The sequence below is a fragment of the Mucilaginibacter flavidus genome (genome assembly GCF_024055575.1).
Classification (GTDB): domain Bacteria; phylum Bacteroidota; class Bacteroidia; order Sphingobacteriales; family Sphingobacteriaceae; genus Mucilaginibacter; species Mucilaginibacter flavidus.
The window spans coordinates 140,672-160,866 of sequence record NZ_JAMXOE010000013.1 but is presented as its reverse complement, the minus strand read 5'-3'; the positions used below and the strand labels follow the sequence as shown (position 1 = coordinate 160,866).

Genomic DNA, 20,195 nt, shown 5'->3' with positions numbered 1-20,195 from the left:
AAACACCAATGACTAATGACCAGTGACTAATAATCAATTAATCAAAAAGCATTCCGTAAAAAACACCATAAATTGAAAGGGAACACATTTTCGTACTGGGAACGCACCGCGTTTATTGATAATGCCGACATAATTATCATAGGCAGCGGGCTGGTGGGCCTTAGCGCCGCGCTGCATTTAAAAAAGCAGGCGCCGGCATTAAATGTGCTGGTTTTGGAGCGTGGCTTTTTACCAACCGGCGCCAGTACAAAAAACGCAGGATTTGCCTGTTTCGGCACCATTTCTGAGCAAATATCCTACTTGAAAAAGTCATCAGAAGCCGAAGTGCTGCGCATGGTTGACTACAAATGGCGGGGATTGCAACGGCTCAGGCAAAACCTCGGTGATGACAATATAGATTTCCAGCAAAACGGCGGGCATGAATTGTTTATGGATAACGAACTGCCGGCGGCTACCGAAGCTTTAGATCAATTAACGTATTTTAACACTTTATTGCAGCAAGTAATAGGCAAACCTGACATTTATTCAGTAGACAATGCTAAAATAGCAGATTTTGGGTTTAACGGTATCCGTCAAATAATATACACGCCATTTGAGGGCCAGCTGCACACAGGTAAAATGATGCGCACCCTGTTAAATAAGGTATACAGCCTTGGTGTCATGGTTTTAAACGACTGTGAAATACACAAGGTAGAGCACGAGGGCGGGCAAGTAACACTCACCACATCGCAGGGCAATTTTAAAACCGGTAATGTAATACTGGCCACCAACGCCTTCGCCAACCAGCTGTTTCCAGAGCTGAAAGTCATCCCTGGCCGCGGGCAGGTACTGGTGACCAAACCAATCGACGGACTAAAACTAAAGGGCACCTATCATTTTAATGAGGGCTATTACTATTTCAGGAACATTGATAACCGCGTTTTATTTGGCGGCGGCCGCAACCTCGACTATGCTGCCGAAGAAACCTGGGAATTTGGCCATACCGATAAAGTGAAAGACCAGTTGATTACCTATCTGAAAGAAATTATACTTCCCGGCCAGCCATTTGAGGTTGATTACTGGTGGAGCGGCATCATGGGCTTTGGCGACGACATCAGCCCAATTGTAAAACAGGTAGAACCCAATGTTTTTTGTGCAGTACGTTGCAACGGCATGGGCGTGGCCATGGGCAGTCTCGTAGGCGAGGAAGTGGCGGATTTGGTGCTGAAAAGTTAAGAAAATTAGCAGGCGTATTTAAAACTTCACAATCCTGTTGCTATTTATTTTATCCGCAATTTGTATCTTTGTTATTATTAAAATTGATAAGAATGACCGACAAGCAAACTGCAGAACTAATAGCCGATATCCGTGAGGTAACCGAACGTATTTGCGTTTCCCGCGAATCGGCCGGTGAATTTTTACGAAACGCAGGTATTTTTGGAAAAGACAGTGTTAAGTCAACAGCCAACAATAATAAAAATCTTAATACCAAAAAAAAGGCTGAATAATGCCGCAATATCAATCCCCTGATATAATCGGCTTCCATAGTTGCGATATGGAAGTGGGCTTACAACTTTTAAATGGGGTCGCTGATATTTTACCAAGTAAAAATGACTGGGACTGGCTGGGTCCAGGCAGTTATTTTTGGGAGCAAGACCCATCGCGCTCCCTGGTTTACGCTACTGAAAATGCTACAGGCAAGCAAAAAAACCGCAAGCCTGCTAAAATTCCTTTTGTAATTGGCGCTATTATAGAATTAAGCAATTGCCTCAATTTAGTTGACTCAACATCTCTGGAAACGTTAAGCGAGGCTTATGAGGGGTTAAAGAGTGTAACCAATAAATATGGAGAATTGCTGCCGGTTAACAAGGGCAGTAACAGAGCCCTCGATTGTGCCGTGATTAAATACATTCACGAAATAAGGAAGGCACAAGGCAAACCACTCTACGATTCCATCCGCTGCGCGTTCCCTGAAGGAGAAGAAGCGTACCCAGGTGCAATGATTACCTCACGACTGCATATCCAGGTATGTGTTTGCAATCCCTATTGTATTAAAGGCTATTTTTTACCGCGCCCAATTAAGAAGTTTAATCCGCACCTTCCGGTTTTCGATATGCGGTAATATTACCGAACGCGCATGGAAGTTATAACGAATTCCTCACCGTAACCCTAAATGGTATTGCCACATGCTCTTTGCTGTTATTCAGCACCAATTCGGCGGCATTTTGGCCCATCAGCTTGAAATCGGTTGATATGGTAGTAATGCCGTTTACTATTATTTTTTTCAACGGCGTCTCGTTATAACTGATTACGCCAATGTCTTCGCCGATTTTTAAGTTATCACTCACTATTTTTTCAACCACCTCTACCAAATCATCCTCCATTAAATTAATGTAAACTGTACCGGGTTGCAGGGTTTCATTTTTCAGGTGATGGATAATATCATACTCAAAAGCATACTGCCCGCAAAACTTCAAAAAGCCGGTAAGTATTTCCTGTGGATAATAACTGTTGCCGGGGAAAATAATTTTCAGCGTACTGTATTTACTCAGCTTTTCCAAAAGCTGCTCCAGCGCAAAGTAAATATCCTGCTCAAATTTTTCAAAAACAGCAGAGAAGGTCCCGGTTATGCTTTCCGGCAGTTTGTCCATCAGCACCAGCTTTTCCTTTGGCAGGCTATTAATTATGGCAAACGCATTTTCCTCGTTCTCTATAAAATGGGGAATAATGACCAGTTTTGAATAGTGGTCGATATTGGCCGGCAAAACCTTTTTAAAAACGTTAAAATCGTTATTGTAAATATAAAAATCGATAGCGGCGTTGCTGCCCAATGTCTCAGCAAAGGCATCGTATATGATCTTTTTGTGGCTGCTTAGCTTGTTGAACAGCAGCAACACTTTAACCGGCTGGTTAAAAGCCGTATTGCTGATAAAATACCCCTTGCCTGCAACCGATTTTATAACGTCATATTTCCGCAGTTCCTTGTATGCCCGCTCAATGGTGGCGCGCGATACCTCCAGCGCAATACTCAAATCATTAATAGATGGTAAAATATCATCACGCTCAATTTTCCCCTCCTCAATCCCCCGCAAAATCGAGTTGCTTAGCTGCAGGTACTTTGGCGTAATGGAGTACTCATCAATATTTATAATTTTTAAATAGTTTTTCATTGCTGGTTAACCCGGGCTATAACTGAACGGTAAAACTAAAAAATAATAATGGATTAAAATCGGTTGCCAGAACTCCGTCAGGGAAATCGCGTTTCGCGCAGGGCCTGCGACCTGTGCTCACGAATGCCGCCCCTTTGGGGCCGGGTAATTCTAAACAATGAAACAATTACTTATAAAGACCTGGTGTTTAAATTGAAGAATAGTCACAGAAGCCCCAAAGGGGCGCGACTTACCGGCGCAGGTCGCAGGCCTGCGTGGAAAAGGCGTAATGGAATTTAAAAGATATTGCTATGCAAAAGCCTCAGCAAACGCCATACAAAAATCATCTTTTTCTCATTCGCACATCCAAAATCCGCACATCCGCACATTTTAATATATTTGTTTGCATGAACCGCATCAAACTTATTGCTGCACTGTTATTTACAGCGCACATTACCTTTGCCCAAACTAACCCGCCAACGGATATTGCCACCATACAGCAAAACTTTAAAAAGCTGGATGTGCTGGGCAGTGTGCTGTACGTCGCCGCTCACCCCGATGATGAAAACACCCGCCTGCTGGCCTACCTGGCGCAGGAAAAACATTATCGCACCGGCTATTTATCAATGACGCGCGGCGATGGCGGACAAAACCTTTTGGGTAACGAACAAAGTGAACTGTTAGGTTTAATACGCACGCAGGAACTATTGGCAGCCCGTCGCGTTGACGGTGCCGAGCAGTTTTTTACCCGCGCCAACGATTTCGGTTTTTCGAAGGGGCCCGATGAAACACTGAAGATTTGGGACAAGGAAAAAGTTTTAAGCGATGTGGTTTGGGTGATACGCAAGTTCAGGCCCGATGTAATTATATGCAGGTTCCCTACCACCGGCGAAGGGGGTCACGGGCACCATACTTCCTCGGCCATACTGGCGCAGGAGGCCTTTGCCGCTGCTGCCGACCCGAAACGTTTCCCTGAGCAATTACAATACGTGCAACCGTGGCAAGCCAAACGTTTATTGTGGAATACTTTTAGCTTCGGCACGGTTAACACTACCGCTCCCGATCAGTTTAAAATTGACGTAGGCGTATACAACCCAACCCTTGGCAAAGGCTATGGCGAACTGGCTGCCGAAAGCCGCTCGAACCATAAAACACAGGGCTTTGGCTCAGCAAGGCAGCGCGGCGAATCGTTTGAATATTTTAAAACTATTTTGGGCGACGCCCCGCAAAACGAATTGATGGACGGCGTAAACACCACCTGGAAACGCGTTAAGGATGGCGAAAACATCGATGCAGGAATAGCTATCATTCGCAAGAGTTTTGACGCCGACAAACCAGAGGAGAGTGTGCCCGCATTGGTAAAGCTTTTGGCTAAAGTTGAAAAAGTATCTGACGTTTACTGGCGCACGCAAAAAACCAAAGAACTTAATAATTTGATAGCAGCCTGTGCCGGTTTGTGGTTTGAGAGTTATGTTGCTGAGCCGTCATATGGATTGCACGATAGCATCCTTATCCATTCGCAAGTGCTCGACAGGTATAACAATAACGTTAAGCTAAATACCATCAGTATAAATCAAACAGAAAAAAGCTACAACAGCCAGGTTATACCGGCAAACCAGTTACAAACTTTCGACAGCAAAGCCTCCGCAGATAAAATTACCCAACCATTTTGGCTCGAAACACCGCATAGTATTGGTGCATATAATATCCCCGGGCAGTTATATGTAGGCAATCCCGAAAACCCGGATTTGCCCACCGTTAATTTTGAATTTATAATTGAGGGTAAGCCGATCCATTTTGAACGCCGCCTGTATTATAAATACGTTAGCCCGGTTAACGGCGAAATTTACCAGCCTATTGAAATTGCGCCGCAAGTAACTACCAATGTTGCCAGCCAGGATTATATCTTTAACAGCAGCAGCCCGCAGTCTATCCAGGTAAAATTAAAGGCCTACACCAAAAGCAGCGGCTACGTCAGCGTAAAACCCATACCGGGCTGGCAGGTAAGCCCTGATAAATACACTTTTACTGATAAAAATAAAGGCGAAGAATGGACCGTCGCTTTCACAGTAACCCCAACCGACCGGCAGTCGAAAAACACTATGCTGGAAGTGTTGGTAAACGGCAGCCCGGCTATGGGTGTGCAGCACATTAAGTATGACCATATCCCGAACATCACACTGTTCCCGCCGGCGCAGACCAGGTTAATAAATATCGACCTGAAAATTGCCGGTAAAAAAATTGGCTACATTGAGGGTGCAGGCGATTTGGTGCCCGAAGCACTTCGCCAGGTAGGATACGATGTGCACCCACTTACCGAGAAAGAAGTTATGAACGGCGACCTATCCGGCTACGACGCCATTGTTACCGGCGTCCGTGCCTATAATGTTAACGACCGCCTCGCCGTTGAGCAACCCAAGCTGCTGGAATACGTTAAAAATGGCGGCAACCTGGTGGTGCAATACAATAACAACAACGGCCTGGTAACCAAACAGATTGGCCCTTACCCCTTTAAGCCGGTAAACCAACGGGTTACGGATGAAAATGCAAAGATCACCATACTCGATAAACAAAACCCCATTCTCAATTACCCCAACAAAGTAACCGACGAAGACTTTAACGGCTGGGTACAGGAGCGCGGCCTTTATTTTGTAGGTGATATTGACCCGCAATACAAAGCAGTAATGGAAATGAACGACCCCGGCGAAGCACCGAACAAAGGCGCCGTTATAACCGGAAACTATGGCGAGGGCAGGTTTATATACACCTCGCTGGCGTTTTTCAGGCAGCTACCCGCAGGTGTGCCGGGCGCCTATAAGCTTTTTATTAATTTACTAAGCAAGCCGAAAAATACAGTTATACCGTAGATAAGAAATCGCCGGTGCACCCGGCCATTGCGCATCGGTCGCGTCACCCAATCCCGCTCCAAACAAGAGGGGCCTAAAAAAGGCAGTTTGGGGTCGGGAGTTGAAGTTAAAGTCCTCGTCGTTGGAGAGGATTTTAGGTGAGGTGAAGCAGACATTTGTTAATTCTTATACAGAACTCATGTTAGTATGGACAAACACCGCGTAAAATAATGGAGATAAGACAAGCCACCCCTGACGATGTGCCATACCTGGCCCTGCTGTTTAACCGGTACCGCGTTTTTTATGGCAAGCCGCCCGATATTGGCGCAGCGGCTCAATTTTTAAATGATCGCCTTGTCCGCCACGAATCCGAAATATTCGTGGCGGTTGAGGGTGACACTATTGCCGGGTTTATGCAGCTATACCCCTTATTTTCATCAACCCGGATGAAAAGACTATGGCTGCTGAACGACCTTTTTGTCAGCGAAGAATACCGTGGCCAGGGTTTCAGCAAAGCACTTATTGAACGTGCCAAAGAACTTTGCCGCCAAACCGGCGCCTGCGGGTTTACGCTCGAAACTGGTAAGGATAATAAGATTGGCAATCAACTATACCAACAAGTGGGGATGCGGTTGAGTGAGGGGTATAATGCTTATGGGTGGTGGGTGTAGTATAGCAATGGTTACGCACATTTAATTAGATATTTTTTCTTCCCGAGAGACCCGTTTCCCCACTTTTGTCTTTCTTTTTGCTAAGCCGCAATAAATACCGTAGATTTAGAATGCGGTAGAACCATAGACAACCTAAACAAAATACTCATTCGGGCACGGGTGAATAGTATTTTGGCTCCCGTTAAATACCCAACAGGCGGCTGTTTGTGCGTGTCTTTCGATAATACTGTTTGAAACCCGTGGCCAACATCGGATAATGGAAATAAAAATAAAACGCACGCACCCAGCAATTAAAAGGCATTATCTTTTTCTAATTTTCATTTTAATACTTTCCTGTAATTCGATAGATAAAAACTCACACAAAATTTTTTTTAGGGAACCACGCCCGGAGAAATACGAAAAAAGCAACCTGCATATAAAAGGGACTTTTGATGAAGCTATGAGCGTGTTCTTTTCAAAGGATAAAAAACCGAAAGATAAATTATAACTGTTGGTAGAAATATGAAATGGAATTCTTTGGATACGATTTATGATGATTTCCCGCTGTATTTAAGAAAACCAGACTATAAAAACGTTTGGACTTATCAGAATATTTTTACGAACGTTTTTTGCATCACCCATAAACTTGAAAAAGTAAAGCAAAATGGATTGCCAGAACCGGATTATAACAAGTCATTAAGTGATTTTGATCATTATTTATGTGAATTATTTGATAAAAATAAACAAGGTATAATCGTTTTGATTGAAACATTCGGTGGTGAAAGAAATTACTGGTATTACATCAAACCAGATACTGACTATAAAATATACGTTTACTTGATTGAAAGTAAATATCCGCAGAATTCAATTGAAATTTGGTCTAAAAAAGACTCGGATTGGGATTTTTTAAAAACCTATGCGGTTAAATTATACGATTGAAAATAACATTTGTCCCAACTCACATATCATTACCTAGGTTTAAGATACTGGAGAACGACTCCACGGCTGTCTTTGAAACCAATAGTTTTGACAGCAAATACGGAAGACGGTATCAATATTATGTGTACAATGGAGAAAAAGCAATTAAATACACAATTTGATGTAAAAACGGAACGCCTTTTGGATTTGCTAAAAAAGCAAATACCTTATAATGAACATGTTTCACAGCGTTCCGGGTGTTCCGCGTGAAAAAATGGAACGCCTGGGCGTGTAAAGCAGGCCATTTTATTTATCCCGATAGCCACCAGGACCACAAATTTTACAGCCAGAGTGGGCAGTTAATGCACGGCGAAACTATTGCCAAAAAAAATCATATCCCCACCAACGGCCTAAAAAACAACGGCCTTTCAGCCGATTTTAACAGCCCAAATAACCCAATCAACCCCTCTCTTAATCAACCGAATCAACCCCTCAACACTAATTCAAAAAAATTATTAGTAAATCCCTTACAAACTGTATCTTTGCACCCCGACAAGAAGATTCCGACATTGCGAAATGTGTGCCACCAATCCCGGATGTTTTAAGTTGGCATTTCGCAACGGCTTTCTTGAATAAAAAAAGAACATGCCCAAAGACACCTCCATAAAATCCGTACTGATTATTGGCTCCGGACCTATTATTATAGGCCAGGCCTGCGAGTTTGACTATGCCGGTTCACAAGCGGCCCTTTCCCTTAAGGACGAAGGTATCTCCGTTTCCATCATTAACAGCAACCCTGCTACTATCATGACGGATAAGGTTATTGCCGACCACGTGTACCTGCTACCCTTAACCAGCGATAGCATCGAGAAAATACTAAAGGAACAACAAATTGACGCGGTGCTGCCTACCATGGGCGGCCAAACGGCGCTGAACCTTTGTATTGAAGTTGCCGAACGCGGTATCTGGGAAAAATACGGGGTTAAAATTATCGGGGTTGATTTAGCTGCAATCGAGAAAACCGAAAACCGTGAAGCCTTCCGCCAGCTGATGGTTGACATTGGCGTTGGGGTGGCTACCTCAAAAATAGCCAACTCGTTTTTAGAAGGTAAAGAAGCTGCGCAGGAAATTGGTTTCCCGCTGGTGATACGCCCAAGCTACACGCTGGGTGGTAAAGGCGCCGGCTTCGTACATAAAAAAGAAGATTTTGATGCCGCGCTAAGCAAAGGCCTTCAGGCATCGCCCACCCACGAAGTGTTGGTGGAACAGGCTGTAATAGGCTGGAAAGAATATGAGCTGGAGTTGCTGCGCGATAACAACGATAACGTAATCATCATTTGCTCGATTGAAAACTTCGACCCGATGGGCATCCATACCGGCGACTCGATCACCGTGGCCCCGGCCATGACATTGAGCGACCGCTGCTACCAGTCGATGCGTAACCAGGCTATCAAAATGATGCGCGCCATCGGTAACTTTGCAGGCGGCTGTAACGTGCAGTTTTCGGTAAACCCGGCTGATGAGGCCATCATCGCTATCGAGATTAACCCACGGGTTTCGCGGTCATCTGCGCTGGCATCAAAAGCAACCGGTTACCCTATCGCCAAAATTGCTGCAAAGCTGGCCATAGGTTATAACCTTGATGAAATAGAAAATCAGATCACCAAAACAACTTCGGCCTATTTTGAGCCGACTTTGGATTATGTGATTGTAAAAATACCGCGCTGGAACTTTGACAAGTTTAAAGGCGCCAACCGCCAGCTTGGCCTGCAGATGAAATCGGTAGGTGAAGTTATGGGCATTGGCCGCAGCTTTATCGAAGCCTTGCAGAAAGCCTGCCAGAGTTTGGAAATCGGCCGCGCCGGTCTTGGTGCCGACGGCCGCCAAAGCCGTAACCTTGAAGAGATAATGCACAGCCTTGAGTTCCCGAGCTGGGACAGGTTGTTCCATATTTATGACGCGTTGAGCTTAGGTGTGCCTATCGAATCGGTACGTAAGGTTACCAAAATAGACCGCTGGTTTTTAAACCAGATTGCCGATGTGGTAAACATGGAAAACGAGCTGCGCCGCTACTCTTTAAATAATATTCCTGAAGAGTTCCTGTTCACGCTGAAACAAAAAGGGTTTTCGGATACGCAGATTGCTTACATACTTGGCAACGTAACCGAAGAGGACGTTTACCAGCGCCGCAAAGCGTTGGGCATGCACCGCGTGTACAAAATGGTGGATACCTGCGCCGCTGAGTTCCCCGCGAAAACACCTTACTACTACTCAACCTACGAGGGCGAAAACGAATCCATCGTATCTGACAAGAAAAAGATAATTGTACTGGGCTCAGGACCGAACCGTATTGGCCAGGGTATTGAGTTCGATTACAGCTGCGTGCACGGCTTGCTGGCCGCAAAAGAATCGGGCTTTGAAGCCATCATGGTTAACTGTAACCCTGAAACCGTATCGACCGACTTTAACATGGCCGATAAGCTTTACTTTGAGCCGGTTTACTGGGAGCATGTACGCGAGATCATAGAACTTGAAAAACCTGATGGTGTAATTGTTCAGCTTGGCGGGCAAACGGCTTTAAAAATGGCCGAGAAAATGCACGAGCACGGCATCAAAATCATAGGTACATCGTTTAACGACATGGATATTGCGGAAGATCGCGGCCGCTTTAGCGATTTGCTGAAAGAGCTGGATATCCCTTACCCTAAATATGGTGTTGCCGAAAGCGCTGAAGAGGCAATTGAAGTTGCGCACCATGTGGGTTACCCGGTGCTTGTTCGCCCAAGCTACGTGTTAGGCGGCCAGGGCATGAGCATTGTGATTAACGATGAGGATTTGGAAAAGGCAGTTGTTGGCCTCCTGAAAAATCTCCCCGGCAACCGCGTGCTGATTGACCACTTCCTTGACCGCGCCGCCGAAGCAGAGTCTGACTCGATTAGCGACGGCGAGGACGTGCATATTGTAGGTATCATGGAACACATCGAACCTGCAGGTATCCATAGCGGCGACTCGTTTGCTGTATTACCACCGTTTGATTTGTCGGACAATGTGATCAGCCAGATAGAAGAATATACCGTTAAAATTGCAAAAGCACTAAACGTAATCGGTTTACTGAATATACAGTTTGCTGTTAAAAACGACATGGTGTATGTGATTGAGGCTAACCCGCGTGCATCGCGTACAGTGCCGTTTATCGCTAAGGCATACGACGTGCCTTACATCAACATTGCCGCCAAGGTAATGCTGGGCGTGGCTAAATTAAAAGACTTTACTATTGAGCGGAAGCTATGGGGCTATGCAATAAAAGAGCCCGTGTTCAGCTTCGATAAATTCCCGGAAGTAAATAAGGAGCTTGGCCCCGAAATGAAATCGACCGGCGAGGCTATCCGTTTTATACCAAACTTGCAGGACCCGTATTTCAGGTCCCTGTATAAAGAAAAATCAATGTACTTAAGCAGGTAGCAGCTTATTTTAGCTATCAGGATTAAAGTTTACCGGCGCCAAAACAGGTTCCGGTAAGCTATGGTTTCACTTAGTGAATTTGTTTTGAAAATTAACTTTAAAAACGACAACCAGGTCATCAATTTACATAATGTTGACCCTGCGGATATTGATGATGTGCTGTTGAAGATCCAACGTTCGTTCGATATCAGGTTTGAACAGGCAGACCTGGACCATGTTAAAACCTTCGGCAACCTGTGCGATTCCGTGGTTAAAAAGCTTAAGGACAGGCAATCTGATAATTACTGTACCACCCAGCACGCATTTTACATGCTGCGCAACGCCATCAACGTATCTGTTGATGTGAACAAAGAGTTTATTAAGCCACAAACCAAACTTTGTGACATTTTCCCCCGTGATACCCGCCTACAGGTAATTGCCGAAATTGAAAATGAGCTAGGCTTTAAAATGAAGCTTCTGGCCCCAAAGCCCACTATTGTTTTTACACTTTCGCTGATACTGGGCGCATCGCTGGTTGGCTTGTATTTTTCGTTGGTGATTGGCGCCATAGGTGCGCTGCTGGCAATAACAGGCTTGACATTGGCAAATAAATTCGGCAAAGAAATGCAGGTAAAAACCCTGGGTGAGCTTGCCGAAAAAATTTCGCGCGAGCACTACCGCAACTGCCGCCGCAACGCCCAAACCGTTAACCGCAATGAGGTTGCCGAAAAGGTAAAGCAACTTTTTACACACGAACTCTATTTGGAGCCGCAGGTGGTGAGAAGAGAAGCGAAGTTTTAAGGGAGACAGAATTTAGAGCCGCGTCTGGCATAGGTCTGTGCTGAAGGATTGCCGCCCCGTTGGAGCTGAGTGTTTGAAACTAATTATATAGCTGCTCTCCCTGATAGGTAAGTATTCTTTCCGGAATCTTAATAAAAGAAAAATCTAAAAGCCCGAACGTCCGCAATTCACCGGCACCAGTCACAGGCCTGTGTGACAACGCCATTCCGCATTTCCTTTCCCCTCCCCCTTGTTAATATTTGTTAAATTTTTACACATCCATAATACAATTAATATACTTGCAGTTAAATAACGAATACTATAGCGTAAGCTGCATGAATTAAACATTTACACCCTTTTAATCTTATTTGCATGAAAACCCCCTATTTCGGCAAAGTGCTTTTGCCTGCCTTGTTCATCTCGATTGCGTTGCTATTTAACAGCTGTAAAAAAAGCAGCACCACAACCACAACGTCTACTACAACATTACCCACCATTACCACCGACGCATTAATTATCAACTTAACGTCGACGACGGCGCAGAGCGGTGGCAGCATAACAGATGCCGGCACCAGTGTTGTGACTACTGCAGGTGTTTGCTACAGCGCCACCAACAAAACGCCAACTACGGCTGATACCAAAGTGGCCGCCGATTTGAATAACCTATCGGCGCTGCCCGCCCAGGTTTCCTGCGCACTAACCGGACTAACTGCGGCTACAACTTACTACGCAAGGGCCTACGCCAGCAACAGCAGCGGGACGGCATACGGCGCGGCGGTGCAATTTACTACCGCCTCAGCGCTTAGCGGGCTGGTTACTACGGTTTCGACACTTGCAGGTAGCGGCACTGCAGGATATAATAACGGGTTGGGTACTGCAGCACAGTTCAACAACCCGGGCGGTGTTGCCGTGGATGCCGCAGGCAATATTTATGTGGCTGATTCATTTAATAACCGCATCCGTTTTGTAAATCCTGGCGGCACGGTTAGTGCATTTGCCGGTAAAGGCACGCTCGGCTATACCGAAGGCGCCGCTGCTGATGCAGAATTTTACGGCCCGCAGGGGATAGTTGCAGACGGCGCAGGTAATATTTATGTGGCCGATTTTGGTAATAACGTAATCCGTAAAATAACAGCGGGTGGTGTCGTAAGCACTTTTGCAGGCAGCGGTACCGCGGGCTTTGTAAATGCCACCGGCACAGCCAGCCAGTTTAACAACCCGGCCGGCCTGGCAATTGATGCTTCGGGTAATATTTACGTAGCCGACCGGGGCAATAACGCTATCCGCAAAATCACCAGCGCCGGCGTGGTAACTACGCTTGCCGGGGTTAAAACCGCAGGCTATGTAAACGCAACAGGAACGGCAGCTGCGTTTGATACGCCCAACGGCGTGGCAGTTGATGCAGCCGGAAATGTTTATGTGGCCGACCAAGGCAACTCAGCCATCCGTAAAATTACGTCTGCCGGTGTAGTAACCACAATAGCAGGCGGTCCGACGCAAACAACGCTGCTCAACTTCCCATCGGCATTAGCGCTGGATAGCCAGGGTAATATTTTTATAGCCGATGAAGGCGGGCGCATAATTGAATGCACTACCGCAAACGTATTGTATATTTTAGCCGGCACATTAAATGTATCGGGCTTTACAAACGGCGACGGTGCAACAGCCCTGTTCAGCAATCCGCAGGGGATAGCCGTTGATGCATCAGGAAACATTTATGTAGCCGACCAGGACAATAATTGCATCAGGAAGTTAACGGTGGTGAAAAAGCCTTAGTTGAAGTGCCCCCACGTGCGGGATGCAAATACGAAGATGTGCGGATGAAAGGATTTGATAATGAAGAGATTTGTCAACTTTCAAAAAGTTGACAAATCTTAGCCACTCGCCTTAACTTTTCAATTTTTCAAAAGCATAAAAAAGCCCGGTGCAATGCAGTGCCTGGGCTATTTTGTTTTCGGCCAGCAATTGCTTTACTTCATCGATAGTAAAAGTTTCAACTATAAGTTCTTCGTGTTCATCAAGCGATTGGTCCTGCACTTTGCGGCCGCCCCGTGCCAGGTAGCACGATGTATAATTATTTGCGGTGGATGGGTTGGCGTAGGTAACACACAGCAGCTCAAAATCGTCAAACTGGTAACCGGTTTCTTCCAGCAGTTCGCGTTTCAGGCCAGCTTCCGGGCTTTCGCCTGCCTCTATAACCCCGCCAGGTAATTCTATCGATACGATCTCCGCAGCATGGCGGTATTGCTGTACCATTAAAATCTTGTTGTCGTCGGTAATGGCAACGGCATTTACCCAATTGGGGTACTCTAAAACGTAGTAGTCTTCAACTATTCGCCCGTCAGGCATTTCGCAACGATCGCTGCGCAGGGTGGCCCAGGGGCCTTTGTGTAAATAATGGGAGGATAATTTTTTCCACCTAAGGTCCTTCATGAATTGTTATGCAGATATTGATTGATAAAATTTCTTTTGTTAATGTTACCGAGCGATTGCCCGTGGTATTTTTTCTCGAGCATGTCAAAAATAAGCAGCACTTTTTGGAGGCAGACTAACGTTTTATCGCTGGCATCAAAGGGTTCAGCGCGCAGGTATAAAATTTGTGCCAGCACATCAAGCTTATCGGCGTTGTAATTGCTATTTTGCAGCAGCGCCTCAAAATCATTTAAAGGCATACCCGGCAATTCGTCCCAATCGATATTATACTCGCTTAAAAGCGTGCTATCAGCAAGCTGTACAAATTCATCAGCTTTTCCATCGGCCTTTAGCCCCATCAACCGGGCAAAAATAAGCGCAAGTTTGCGGATTTCGTTATCTATAAAGCTTTCCTTGTACATAAATTTCGCGCCGCTGTTTCAGTATTTTCATTTAACACAATCAATGTCGGCATTGCGTCTACACCTGTGGTTCTTTTACTGCCTACTGCCCACTCAAAACTGCCAACTGAATTACCAGCTACCGCTCGAGCCGCCGCCGCCGAAGTCACCGCCGCCAAAGCCGCCGAAACCACCGCCGCTGTCGCCGCCTGATGAGCCACCACCAAAGCCGCCGCCGGAATCGCTAAAACCGCCCCAGCCGCCGCTACCGCGCCCAAGCAAGGCGCCACCTAAAAACCACCAGAACGGACTTGCGCCACCGCGGCTGCCAATAATATGGCCACCACCTCCGCCTCGTTTACTGAAAACGATAACAAGTATTACAATTACAATAACTACAACAAGCCCAATTGGGAAGCCGCCGCCATCGTCGCCTTTCACTTTTTTGGTAGCCTTGTACTCGCCTTTCATGTACTGCATCAGCTTCGTGGTGCCTGCATCAAGGCCTCCATAATAATCCTGTTGCTTAAACCGGGGGACGATATCATTGGTAATAATCTCGTGTGTGGCAAGGTCTGTTACTGCGCCCTCAGCGCCAAAGCCTGTTTGTATAGCAACTTTATGGTCAATAAGGGCTACCAAAACCAGGATGCCATTATTTTTGCCTTTTTCGCCTATGCCCCAGGCGCGGCCCAGTTTTTGGCCATAGTCGTTAATATCATAATCGCCGACCGACTTAATAATTACCACCGCAATTTGTGTCGAGGTTGAGTCGGCAAAAGTAACAAGCTTGCGCTCAAGCAAGCCCTTTTCCTGGTCGCGAAGCGTGCCCGTATAATCGGTAACCAGCGTGTTCGACTTTGGGGGGAGTTGCTGTGCAAAGGCTATAAAGCCGATCAACAACAAGGATGAAAATAAAATTAGTTTTTTTAACATGGGGTTATGTTTATTCGCCATCCATAAAGGCTACATCGTCTGATATTTCATTGCTGCCATCGCTTTGGTGCGGAAAGTATTGCTTCAGTTTGTCGCCGGCTATGGTAAGCCCGGTAACAATCCCTTCAACCAGGTTGCCGTATTTAAACTGGTTCAACATCTGTTCTTTGGTGTCATCCCAAAAGTTGTCCGGGACCACTTTATTTATTCCGGCATCGCCAATAATGGCAAATTTACGGTCGACAGTGGCTACGTATATCAGCACGCCATTGCGCAGCCGGGTTTTGTGCATGTCCAGCTGGTGAAAATATTTGGCGGAACGATCAAGCACATCCTCGCTACAGGTTTTTTCAATACAAACCCTAATCTGCCCCGAGGTATTCTTCTCGGCACTTTCAATTGCGCTGCGGATGCGCTGCTGCTCCTCGTCGTTAAATACGGCCATGTGGGTACTGTTTTTAAGAATGCATTAGTTTTTTAAGTGTGAATTAGTGATTGAAGAAAAACTAATCACTAATTCAGTCCTTCACTAATTAGAATGCTACTTTAGGCGCCTTTTGTGAATCGGCATCTGCTGCAAAGCCTGATTTTTCGCTAAATCCAAAAATTTTGGCAAAAATAACAGCAGGAAATGATCGCACGCTGCCATTATAGTCCTGCACTGCATCATTGAAATCGCGGCGCGAAACATTGATGCGGTTTTCGGTCCCTTCCAATTGCGATTGCAGGCCCATGAAGTTTGCATTCGATTTCAGTTCCGGGTAATTTTCCGATGCTACAAGTAACCGGCCGAGTGCCTGGCTCAGCCCGCCCTGTGCGGCCTGGAATTTTTGTATCTGTTCAGCATCCAGCTTGCTGGCGTCAACCTGTATTGATGTTGCTTTGGCGCGGGCGTTGGTAACATCAACCAATGTGCTTTTTTCAAAGTTAGCGGCACCTTTTACGGTAGCAACCAGGTTGGGGATCAAATCGCTGCGGCGCTGGTAGTCAGATTGTACATTCGACCATTTTGCCTTCACAACCACATCTTTTTTAACAATGCCATTATAACTGCATGAGCCAACGAGCACAATCACAATGATAATGCCCAATACTATTAGTAAGTTTTTCATATGTTTTTTCTTTAGGATTTTAGCCCGGCCTGTTGCCGGGATGTATATTTACAAATTAGATAGCAAACCGCATACCGTTGTTACAAAACCAAATTTATGTGCCAATATGGCAATTTGCTTTTTGTAAATATACTATATTAAAGTGATTTCACCGACTGGGGTGGGCGTAAATCAAATTGTCGCATATCACCATGTGTTCCTAACGGAACACTATCAATTCATTAATTTTTTTCTACCGACCAAACGTCCCTAAGGGCAATGTCATTAAGTTAAGGGAATTAGCCCCACCTAAATCCTCCCCGCTAGGGAGGACTTGAAAAAAATTAAACGCGGGCGAAGCTAAAGTCTCCCCAACCGGGGGAGATTTAGAGGGGGCTTTACGCTTTGGTTTCCTTAACTTAATGACATTGCCCATCGGGACGAAGCTGCAGTGTGCTCCATAGGAGCACTTCGTCGGTAGAAAAATTCACGAAGAGGTTTTACGTTCCATCGGAACGTTTCGTGATTAAGCGACAATCTGATTGCACCATTGGGTTTGATTTCACCGATTAATGTTTAGCCAGGCTTGCTTCAAATTGTCGCTTCCTTATTTTTGGCTAAAGCCCCTCTTCATTATTTATGCTCCTTCGCTTAAAAGCGACGGCAATGAAAAAATTCTTGTCAATTCATTGCCGTCGGCTTTAGCCAAAGCTCATCGTACTATCTGAAAGCAGCGGTAGCCATCAACATTTTATTGTTCTTTAAAATGCATGCTCGCCAAAAGCTCTTTTAAATCCTGGCGGGCCTTATCCTTGTCGGTTGCCTTGAATTGGATGATGCCATTAAGGGTCTGCTCTTTTGAATTAGGATCCGAGCGATACCTGATATAAGCCTCGCCATCGCTTTCAAACTCATAAATTAAAAACCGGGTATTGTTTATGGTTTCAATGCGGGCGTAGTTAACGGTATTGTTTTTTTGCAGTACCTCAACCATCCGGGTTTGCATTTCTTCCAAAGGCTTCGATTTTACAGTGCCTGCGGGCAGGCCCCAAAAGCAAACGATCACTCCGTCAGCAAGATAGGTATCCTCCTGGTTTGATGGCACAAGTGTCTTTTTGTAGTTACTATGAACGTAATCCTGTAAGGCCTGCCCGGTAAGTTTGGCCGCCCCGGAGGGAGCGGTTGCAGTAAAAATGTCTGTTGTTACCTGTTGCCCTAATGCGCAAAGGCCAAAAAGCAGGCCCACGGTTAAAAGTGTTAATTTTTTCATCTGTAAAAAGAGTTTAATTAAAAGTTTGAACTGCGAGGCATTAGGGTTGCCTTCAAATCATGATCGATTTATCAAATATATCGAAAAGAACGCTTTTTATTTACTGACTTTCCGGACTTTTCCGACTTTCGGACTATCTTTAAAACATGATACGCAGAAAATTCATCACTCAATCTGCCATCGCATTGGCCGGGCTATCGTTTTCCTGTAATATGTTGGCAGCCGCCTCATCAAACCCAAAGCCATTAAAAAAGATATTGGTTACGGGTGGCGCTTACGGTCCGCCATGGATTAAGTACCTGATTGGGTTAACCGGCAAGGAAAAACCGAAGATTTGCGTGTTGCCAACGGCATCGGGAGATAACCAGGGATACATCAATTACATGCTCGATAACCTTAAAAAGTTTTCTACCGAGCCATACGTGCAAAAGGTATTCATCGAATCGTCCACGCAAAAAATATCCTTCGAAGAATCGCTGCTGGCTGCTGATGCCATTTTAGTACCGGGTGGCAACATCCTGGATATGATTGCCCTCTGGCAGGCACATGGAATCGATAAAATATTAAAAACAGCCTGGGAGAAGGGTATTGTTTTAACAGGCTCAAGCGCCGGGGCAATATGCTGGTTTCATGAGGGCCTTTCCGACTCGCGGCCCAAAGCTTTAAGCAGCGTTAAAAGCCTCGGGTTTTTAAAAGGCAGTGTAAGCCCGCATTACCATTCGTCGCCTACACGCGCAACCACCTACCAGGATATGGTTTTAAAGGGCGATATAAAACCAGGTTACGGCCTTGATGAAAACGCAGGCCTCTATTTTGAAGGAACAGCGATAGCCAAAGTACTCGCCAGCGATGCCAAAAGCAAGGTTTACCAGGTATCGGTTGAAAGCGGCGCAATTGCAGAAAAGATATTGGAACCTACAATCATAAGTTAGGATTATGGGATTCCTTTAAAACCAAAAGCGTTTCCCCAACAACTTCGTCTTTCGGACTTCGGACTCTCCTACTTTCGGACTCAAACTAAACTATCATTCAAATGACACTAATGCGGCTTGCATTGAGTAAGTTTGCTAGTAATTATGGCCATAACCCGTGAACAAGTTTTAGAAGCCCTTGGCAATGTTGAGGAGCCGGACTTAAAAAAAGACCTGGTAACCCTGAACATGATACAGGATATTGTTATTGAAGGCAACCGCGTTAGCTTTTCGGTAATATTAACAACGCCCGCATGCCCGCTAAAGGCGATGATTGAAAACGCATGCCGGAACGCTATACTTTATTTTGTAAGCAAAGAAGCCGAGGTGCACATCAACATGACATCGCGCGTTACATCGCAAAAAAACACCGGCGTGCCGGGGGTTAAAAACATTATAGCGGTAGCATCGGGCAAGGGCGGTGTTGGTAAGTCAACCGTTGCTGTTAATTTGGCACTCGGGCTGGCAAAAACCGGTGCAAAGGTGGGGTTGATAGATGCAGATATTTATGGCCCGTCAATACCCATAATGTTCGGCCTGGAGGGTTCGCGGCCAATGGCGAGGGAAGTTGAAGGCAAAACCCGCATACAGCCGATAGAGAAGTATGGCATTAAACTGCTCTCGATAGGTTTTTTCACCGACCCGAGCCAGCCTGTACCGTGGCGCGGACCAATGGTATCAACGGCGGTTAAACAATTATTTAACGATGCCGACTGGGGCGACCTTGATTACCTGGTAATTGACCTGCCACCCGGCACCGGCGATATACACATTACAGTAACGCAAACCTTCCCGGTAACCGGGGCGGTAATAGTTACTACACCGCAAAATGTGGCCCTTGCCGATGCAAAAAAAGGTATAGGCATGTTCATGATGCCAGCCATTAATGTGCCGATATTAGGCATAGTTGAAAACATGGCCTACTTTACCCCGGCCGAACTACCCCAAAACAAATATTACATCTTCGGCCAGGGTGGAGGGCGAAAGCTTGCCGCACAACTGGAGGTTCCGTTTTTAGGCGAAATACCATTGGTAAAAGGCATAAGCGAAAGTGGCGACGCCGGCAAGCCGATTGTTTTGGATGACGACAGCATAATGGCCAAAGCGTTTATTGATATGGCTAAAAGTGTAGCGCAACAGGTTGCCATAAGCAACGCAAAGGCCTTCGAAAAGGCAAATGCAGATCAGATTTAGGCGACTGAATCCGGCCTGGCAATATCAGCGTTGGGACGGGATAGCCCCCATAAGGGCTAAGCTTGGTAGAAAATAAAACAATAGTATTTAGCGTACCGTAGGTACGCAGCTTTCTACAAGGCCTGGCCGACGGGTGCATAAAAATGCACCAGCGTTG

The 20,195-nt window shown here is 45.7% G+C and carries 18 protein-coding genes; 11 read left to right on the top strand and 7 right to left on the bottom strand.

Translation table 11 applies throughout. The annotated features are described in order from the left end of the window. Positions 1-72 precede the first annotated feature (72 nt). From NAF19_RS18840 to NAF19_RS18830, 3 genes are all read left to right on the top strand, one after another. Positions 73-1,215, top strand: coding sequence for an NAD(P)/FAD-dependent oxidoreductase (locus tag NAF19_RS18840; protein WP_252791881.1), 1,143 nt, complete (start codon positions 73-75; stop codon positions 1,213-1,215). Between the two features lie 92 nt (positions 1,216-1,307). Then, positions 1,308-1,487: a hypothetical protein gene (locus NAF19_RS18835; RefSeq protein WP_252791880.1), complete on the top strand. Its 180-nt coding sequence runs from the start codon at positions 1,308-1,310 to the stop codon at positions 1,485-1,487. Continuing rightward, positions 1,487-2,101 (top strand): hypothetical protein, encoded by a 615-nt coding sequence (locus NAF19_RS18830; RefSeq protein ID WP_252791879.1) that lies wholly within the window; start codon positions 1,487-1,489, stop codon positions 2,099-2,101. The genes NAF19_RS18835 and NAF19_RS18830 overlap by 1 nt, the downstream gene beginning before the upstream one ends. 22 nt (positions 2,102-2,123) lie before the next feature. Here the strand turns inward: NAF19_RS18830 and NAF19_RS18825 are convergent, their stop codons facing one another. Further along, a complete protein-coding gene (locus NAF19_RS18825; RefSeq protein ID WP_252791878.1) occupies positions 2,124-3,149 on the bottom strand; it encodes a GntR family transcriptional regulator in 1,026 nt (341 codons plus the stop codon). A gap of 386 nt (positions 3,150-3,535) precedes the next feature. Between NAF19_RS18825 and NAF19_RS18820 the strand changes: the two genes are divergently transcribed. The 6 genes from NAF19_RS18820 to NAF19_RS18795 all read left to right on the top strand — a co-directional run bounded on the left by NAF19_RS18820 (position 3,536) and on the right by NAF19_RS18795 (position 13,539). After that, positions 3,536-5,995, top strand: a complete 2,460-nt coding sequence (locus NAF19_RS18820; RefSeq protein ID WP_252791877.1) for a PIG-L family deacetylase — start codon at positions 3,536-3,538, stop codon at positions 5,993-5,995. A 209-nt stretch (positions 5,996-6,204) separates the two neighbouring features. Next, positions 6,205-6,645: a GNAT family N-acetyltransferase gene (locus tag NAF19_RS18815; RefSeq protein ID WP_252791876.1), complete on the top strand. Its 441-nt coding sequence runs from the start codon at positions 6,205-6,207 to the stop codon at positions 6,643-6,645. 501 nt (positions 6,646-7,146) lie between these two features. Beyond that, on the top strand, positions 7,147-7,563 hold the full coding sequence (locus NAF19_RS18810) for a DUF695 domain-containing protein (RefSeq protein WP_252791875.1): 417 nt from the start codon (positions 7,147-7,149) through the stop codon (positions 7,561-7,563). 624 nt (positions 7,564-8,187) lie between these two features. Further along, a complete protein-coding gene (gene carB / locus NAF19_RS18805) occupies positions 8,188-11,004 on the top strand; it encodes a carbamoyl-phosphate synthase large subunit (protein WP_252791874.1) in 2,817 nt (938 codons plus the stop codon). A gap of 84 nt (positions 11,005-11,088) precedes the next feature. After that, complete coding sequence (locus NAF19_RS18800; protein ID WP_252791873.1) at positions 11,089-11,784, top strand: hypothetical protein; 696 nt, start codon at positions 11,089-11,091, stop codon at positions 11,782-11,784. Between the two features lie 351 nt (positions 11,785-12,135). Continuing rightward, complete coding sequence (locus NAF19_RS18795) at positions 12,136-13,539, top strand: NHL repeat-containing protein (protein ID WP_252791872.1); 1,404 nt, start codon at positions 12,136-12,138, stop codon at positions 13,537-13,539. 111 nt (positions 13,540-13,650) lie between these two features. On the opposite strand, the gene NAF19_RS18790 is transcribed toward NAF19_RS18795, so the two are convergent. The 6 genes from NAF19_RS18790 to NAF19_RS18765 form a co-directional block, all read right to left on the bottom strand. Beyond that, the gene (locus tag NAF19_RS18790; RefSeq protein ID WP_252791871.1) at positions 13,651-14,196 is read right to left on the bottom strand and encodes an NUDIX hydrolase; all 546 of its coding nucleotides are present in this window, start codon (positions 14,194-14,196) and stop codon (positions 13,651-13,653) included. Beyond that, positions 14,193-14,597: a hypothetical protein gene (locus tag NAF19_RS18785; protein WP_252791870.1), complete on the bottom strand. Its 405-nt coding sequence runs from the start codon at positions 14,595-14,597 to the stop codon at positions 14,193-14,195. The genes NAF19_RS18790 and NAF19_RS18785 overlap by 4 nt, the downstream gene beginning before the upstream one ends. 111 nt (positions 14,598-14,708) lie before the next feature. Continuing rightward, a complete protein-coding gene (locus NAF19_RS18780) occupies positions 14,709-15,512 on the bottom strand; it encodes a TPM domain-containing protein (RefSeq protein WP_252791869.1) in 804 nt (267 codons plus the stop codon). Between the two features lie 10 nt (positions 15,513-15,522). Continuing rightward, positions 15,523-15,957 (bottom strand): TPM domain-containing protein, encoded by a 435-nt coding sequence (locus tag NAF19_RS18775; protein ID WP_252791868.1) that lies wholly within the window; start codon positions 15,955-15,957, stop codon positions 15,523-15,525. Between the two features lie 88 nt (positions 15,958-16,045). After that, positions 16,046-16,624: a LemA family protein gene (locus NAF19_RS18770; RefSeq protein WP_252791867.1), complete on the bottom strand. Its 579-nt coding sequence runs from the start codon at positions 16,622-16,624 to the stop codon at positions 16,046-16,048. A 730-nt stretch (positions 16,625-17,354) separates the two neighbouring features. Then, positions 17,355-17,873, bottom strand: coding sequence for a hypothetical protein (locus tag NAF19_RS18765; RefSeq protein ID WP_252791866.1), 519 nt, complete (start codon positions 17,871-17,873; stop codon positions 17,355-17,357). A 146-nt stretch (positions 17,874-18,019) separates the two neighbouring features. On the opposite strand from NAF19_RS18765, the gene NAF19_RS18760 reads away from it, so the two are divergent. Further along, positions 18,020-18,805 (top strand): Type 1 glutamine amidotransferase-like domain-containing protein, encoded by a 786-nt coding sequence (locus NAF19_RS18760; protein WP_252791865.1) that lies wholly within the window; start codon positions 18,020-18,022, stop codon positions 18,803-18,805. A 144-nt stretch (positions 18,806-18,949) separates the two neighbouring features. Further along, complete coding sequence (locus NAF19_RS18755; RefSeq protein ID WP_252791864.1) at positions 18,950-20,038, top strand: Mrp/NBP35 family ATP-binding protein; 1,089 nt, start codon at positions 18,950-18,952, stop codon at positions 20,036-20,038. The last annotated feature ends 157 nt before the right edge of the window (positions 20,039-20,195 follow it).

Coding starts and splice junctions, on each gene's coding strand:
- NAF19_RS18835 (WP_252791880.1), top strand. CDS start 1,308: ATGACCGACAAGCAAACTGCAGAACTAATAGCCGATATCCGTGAGGTA.
- NAF19_RS18830 (WP_252791879.1), top strand. CDS start 1,487: ATGCCGCAATATCAATCCCCTGATATAATCGGCTTCCATAGTTGCGAT.
- NAF19_RS18825 (WP_252791878.1), bottom strand. CDS start 3,149: ATGAAAAACTATTTAAAAATTATAAATATTGATGAGTACTCCATTACG.
- NAF19_RS18820 (WP_252791877.1), top strand. CDS start 3,536: ATGAACCGCATCAAACTTATTGCTGCACTGTTATTTACAGCGCACATT.
- NAF19_RS18815 (WP_252791876.1), top strand. CDS start 6,205: ATGGAGATAAGACAAGCCACCCCTGACGATGTGCCATACCTGGCCCTG.
- NAF19_RS18810 (WP_252791875.1), top strand. CDS start 7,147: ATGAAATGGAATTCTTTGGATACGATTTATGATGATTTCCCGCTGTAT.
- carB (WP_252791874.1), top strand. CDS start 8,188: ATGCCCAAAGACACCTCCATAAAATCCGTACTGATTATTGGCTCCGGA.
- NAF19_RS18795 (WP_252791872.1), top strand. CDS start 12,136: ATGAAAACCCCCTATTTCGGCAAAGTGCTTTTGCCTGCCTTGTTCATC.
- NAF19_RS18790 (WP_252791871.1), bottom strand. CDS start 14,196: ATGAAGGACCTTAGGTGGAAAAAATTATCCTCCCATTATTTACACAAA.
- NAF19_RS18785 (WP_252791870.1), bottom strand. CDS start 14,597: ATGTACAAGGAAAGCTTTATAGATAACGAAATCCGCAAACTTGCGCTT.
- NAF19_RS18780 (WP_252791869.1), bottom strand. CDS start 15,512: ATGTTAAAAAAACTAATTTTATTTTCATCCTTGTTGTTGATCGGCTTT.
- NAF19_RS18775 (WP_252791868.1), bottom strand. CDS start 15,957: ATGGCCGTATTTAACGACGAGGAGCAGCAGCGCATCCGCAGCGCAATT.
- NAF19_RS18770 (WP_252791867.1), bottom strand. CDS start 16,624: ATGAAAAACTTACTAATAGTATTGGGCATTATCATTGTGATTGTGCTC.
- NAF19_RS18765 (WP_252791866.1), bottom strand. CDS start 17,873: ATGAAAAAATTAACACTTTTAACCGTGGGCCTGCTTTTTGGCCTTTGC.
- NAF19_RS18760 (WP_252791865.1), top strand. CDS start 18,020: ATGATACGCAGAAAATTCATCACTCAATCTGCCATCGCATTGGCCGGG.
- NAF19_RS18755 (WP_252791864.1), top strand. CDS start 18,950: ATGGCCATAACCCGTGAACAAGTTTTAGAAGCCCTTGGCAATGTTGAG.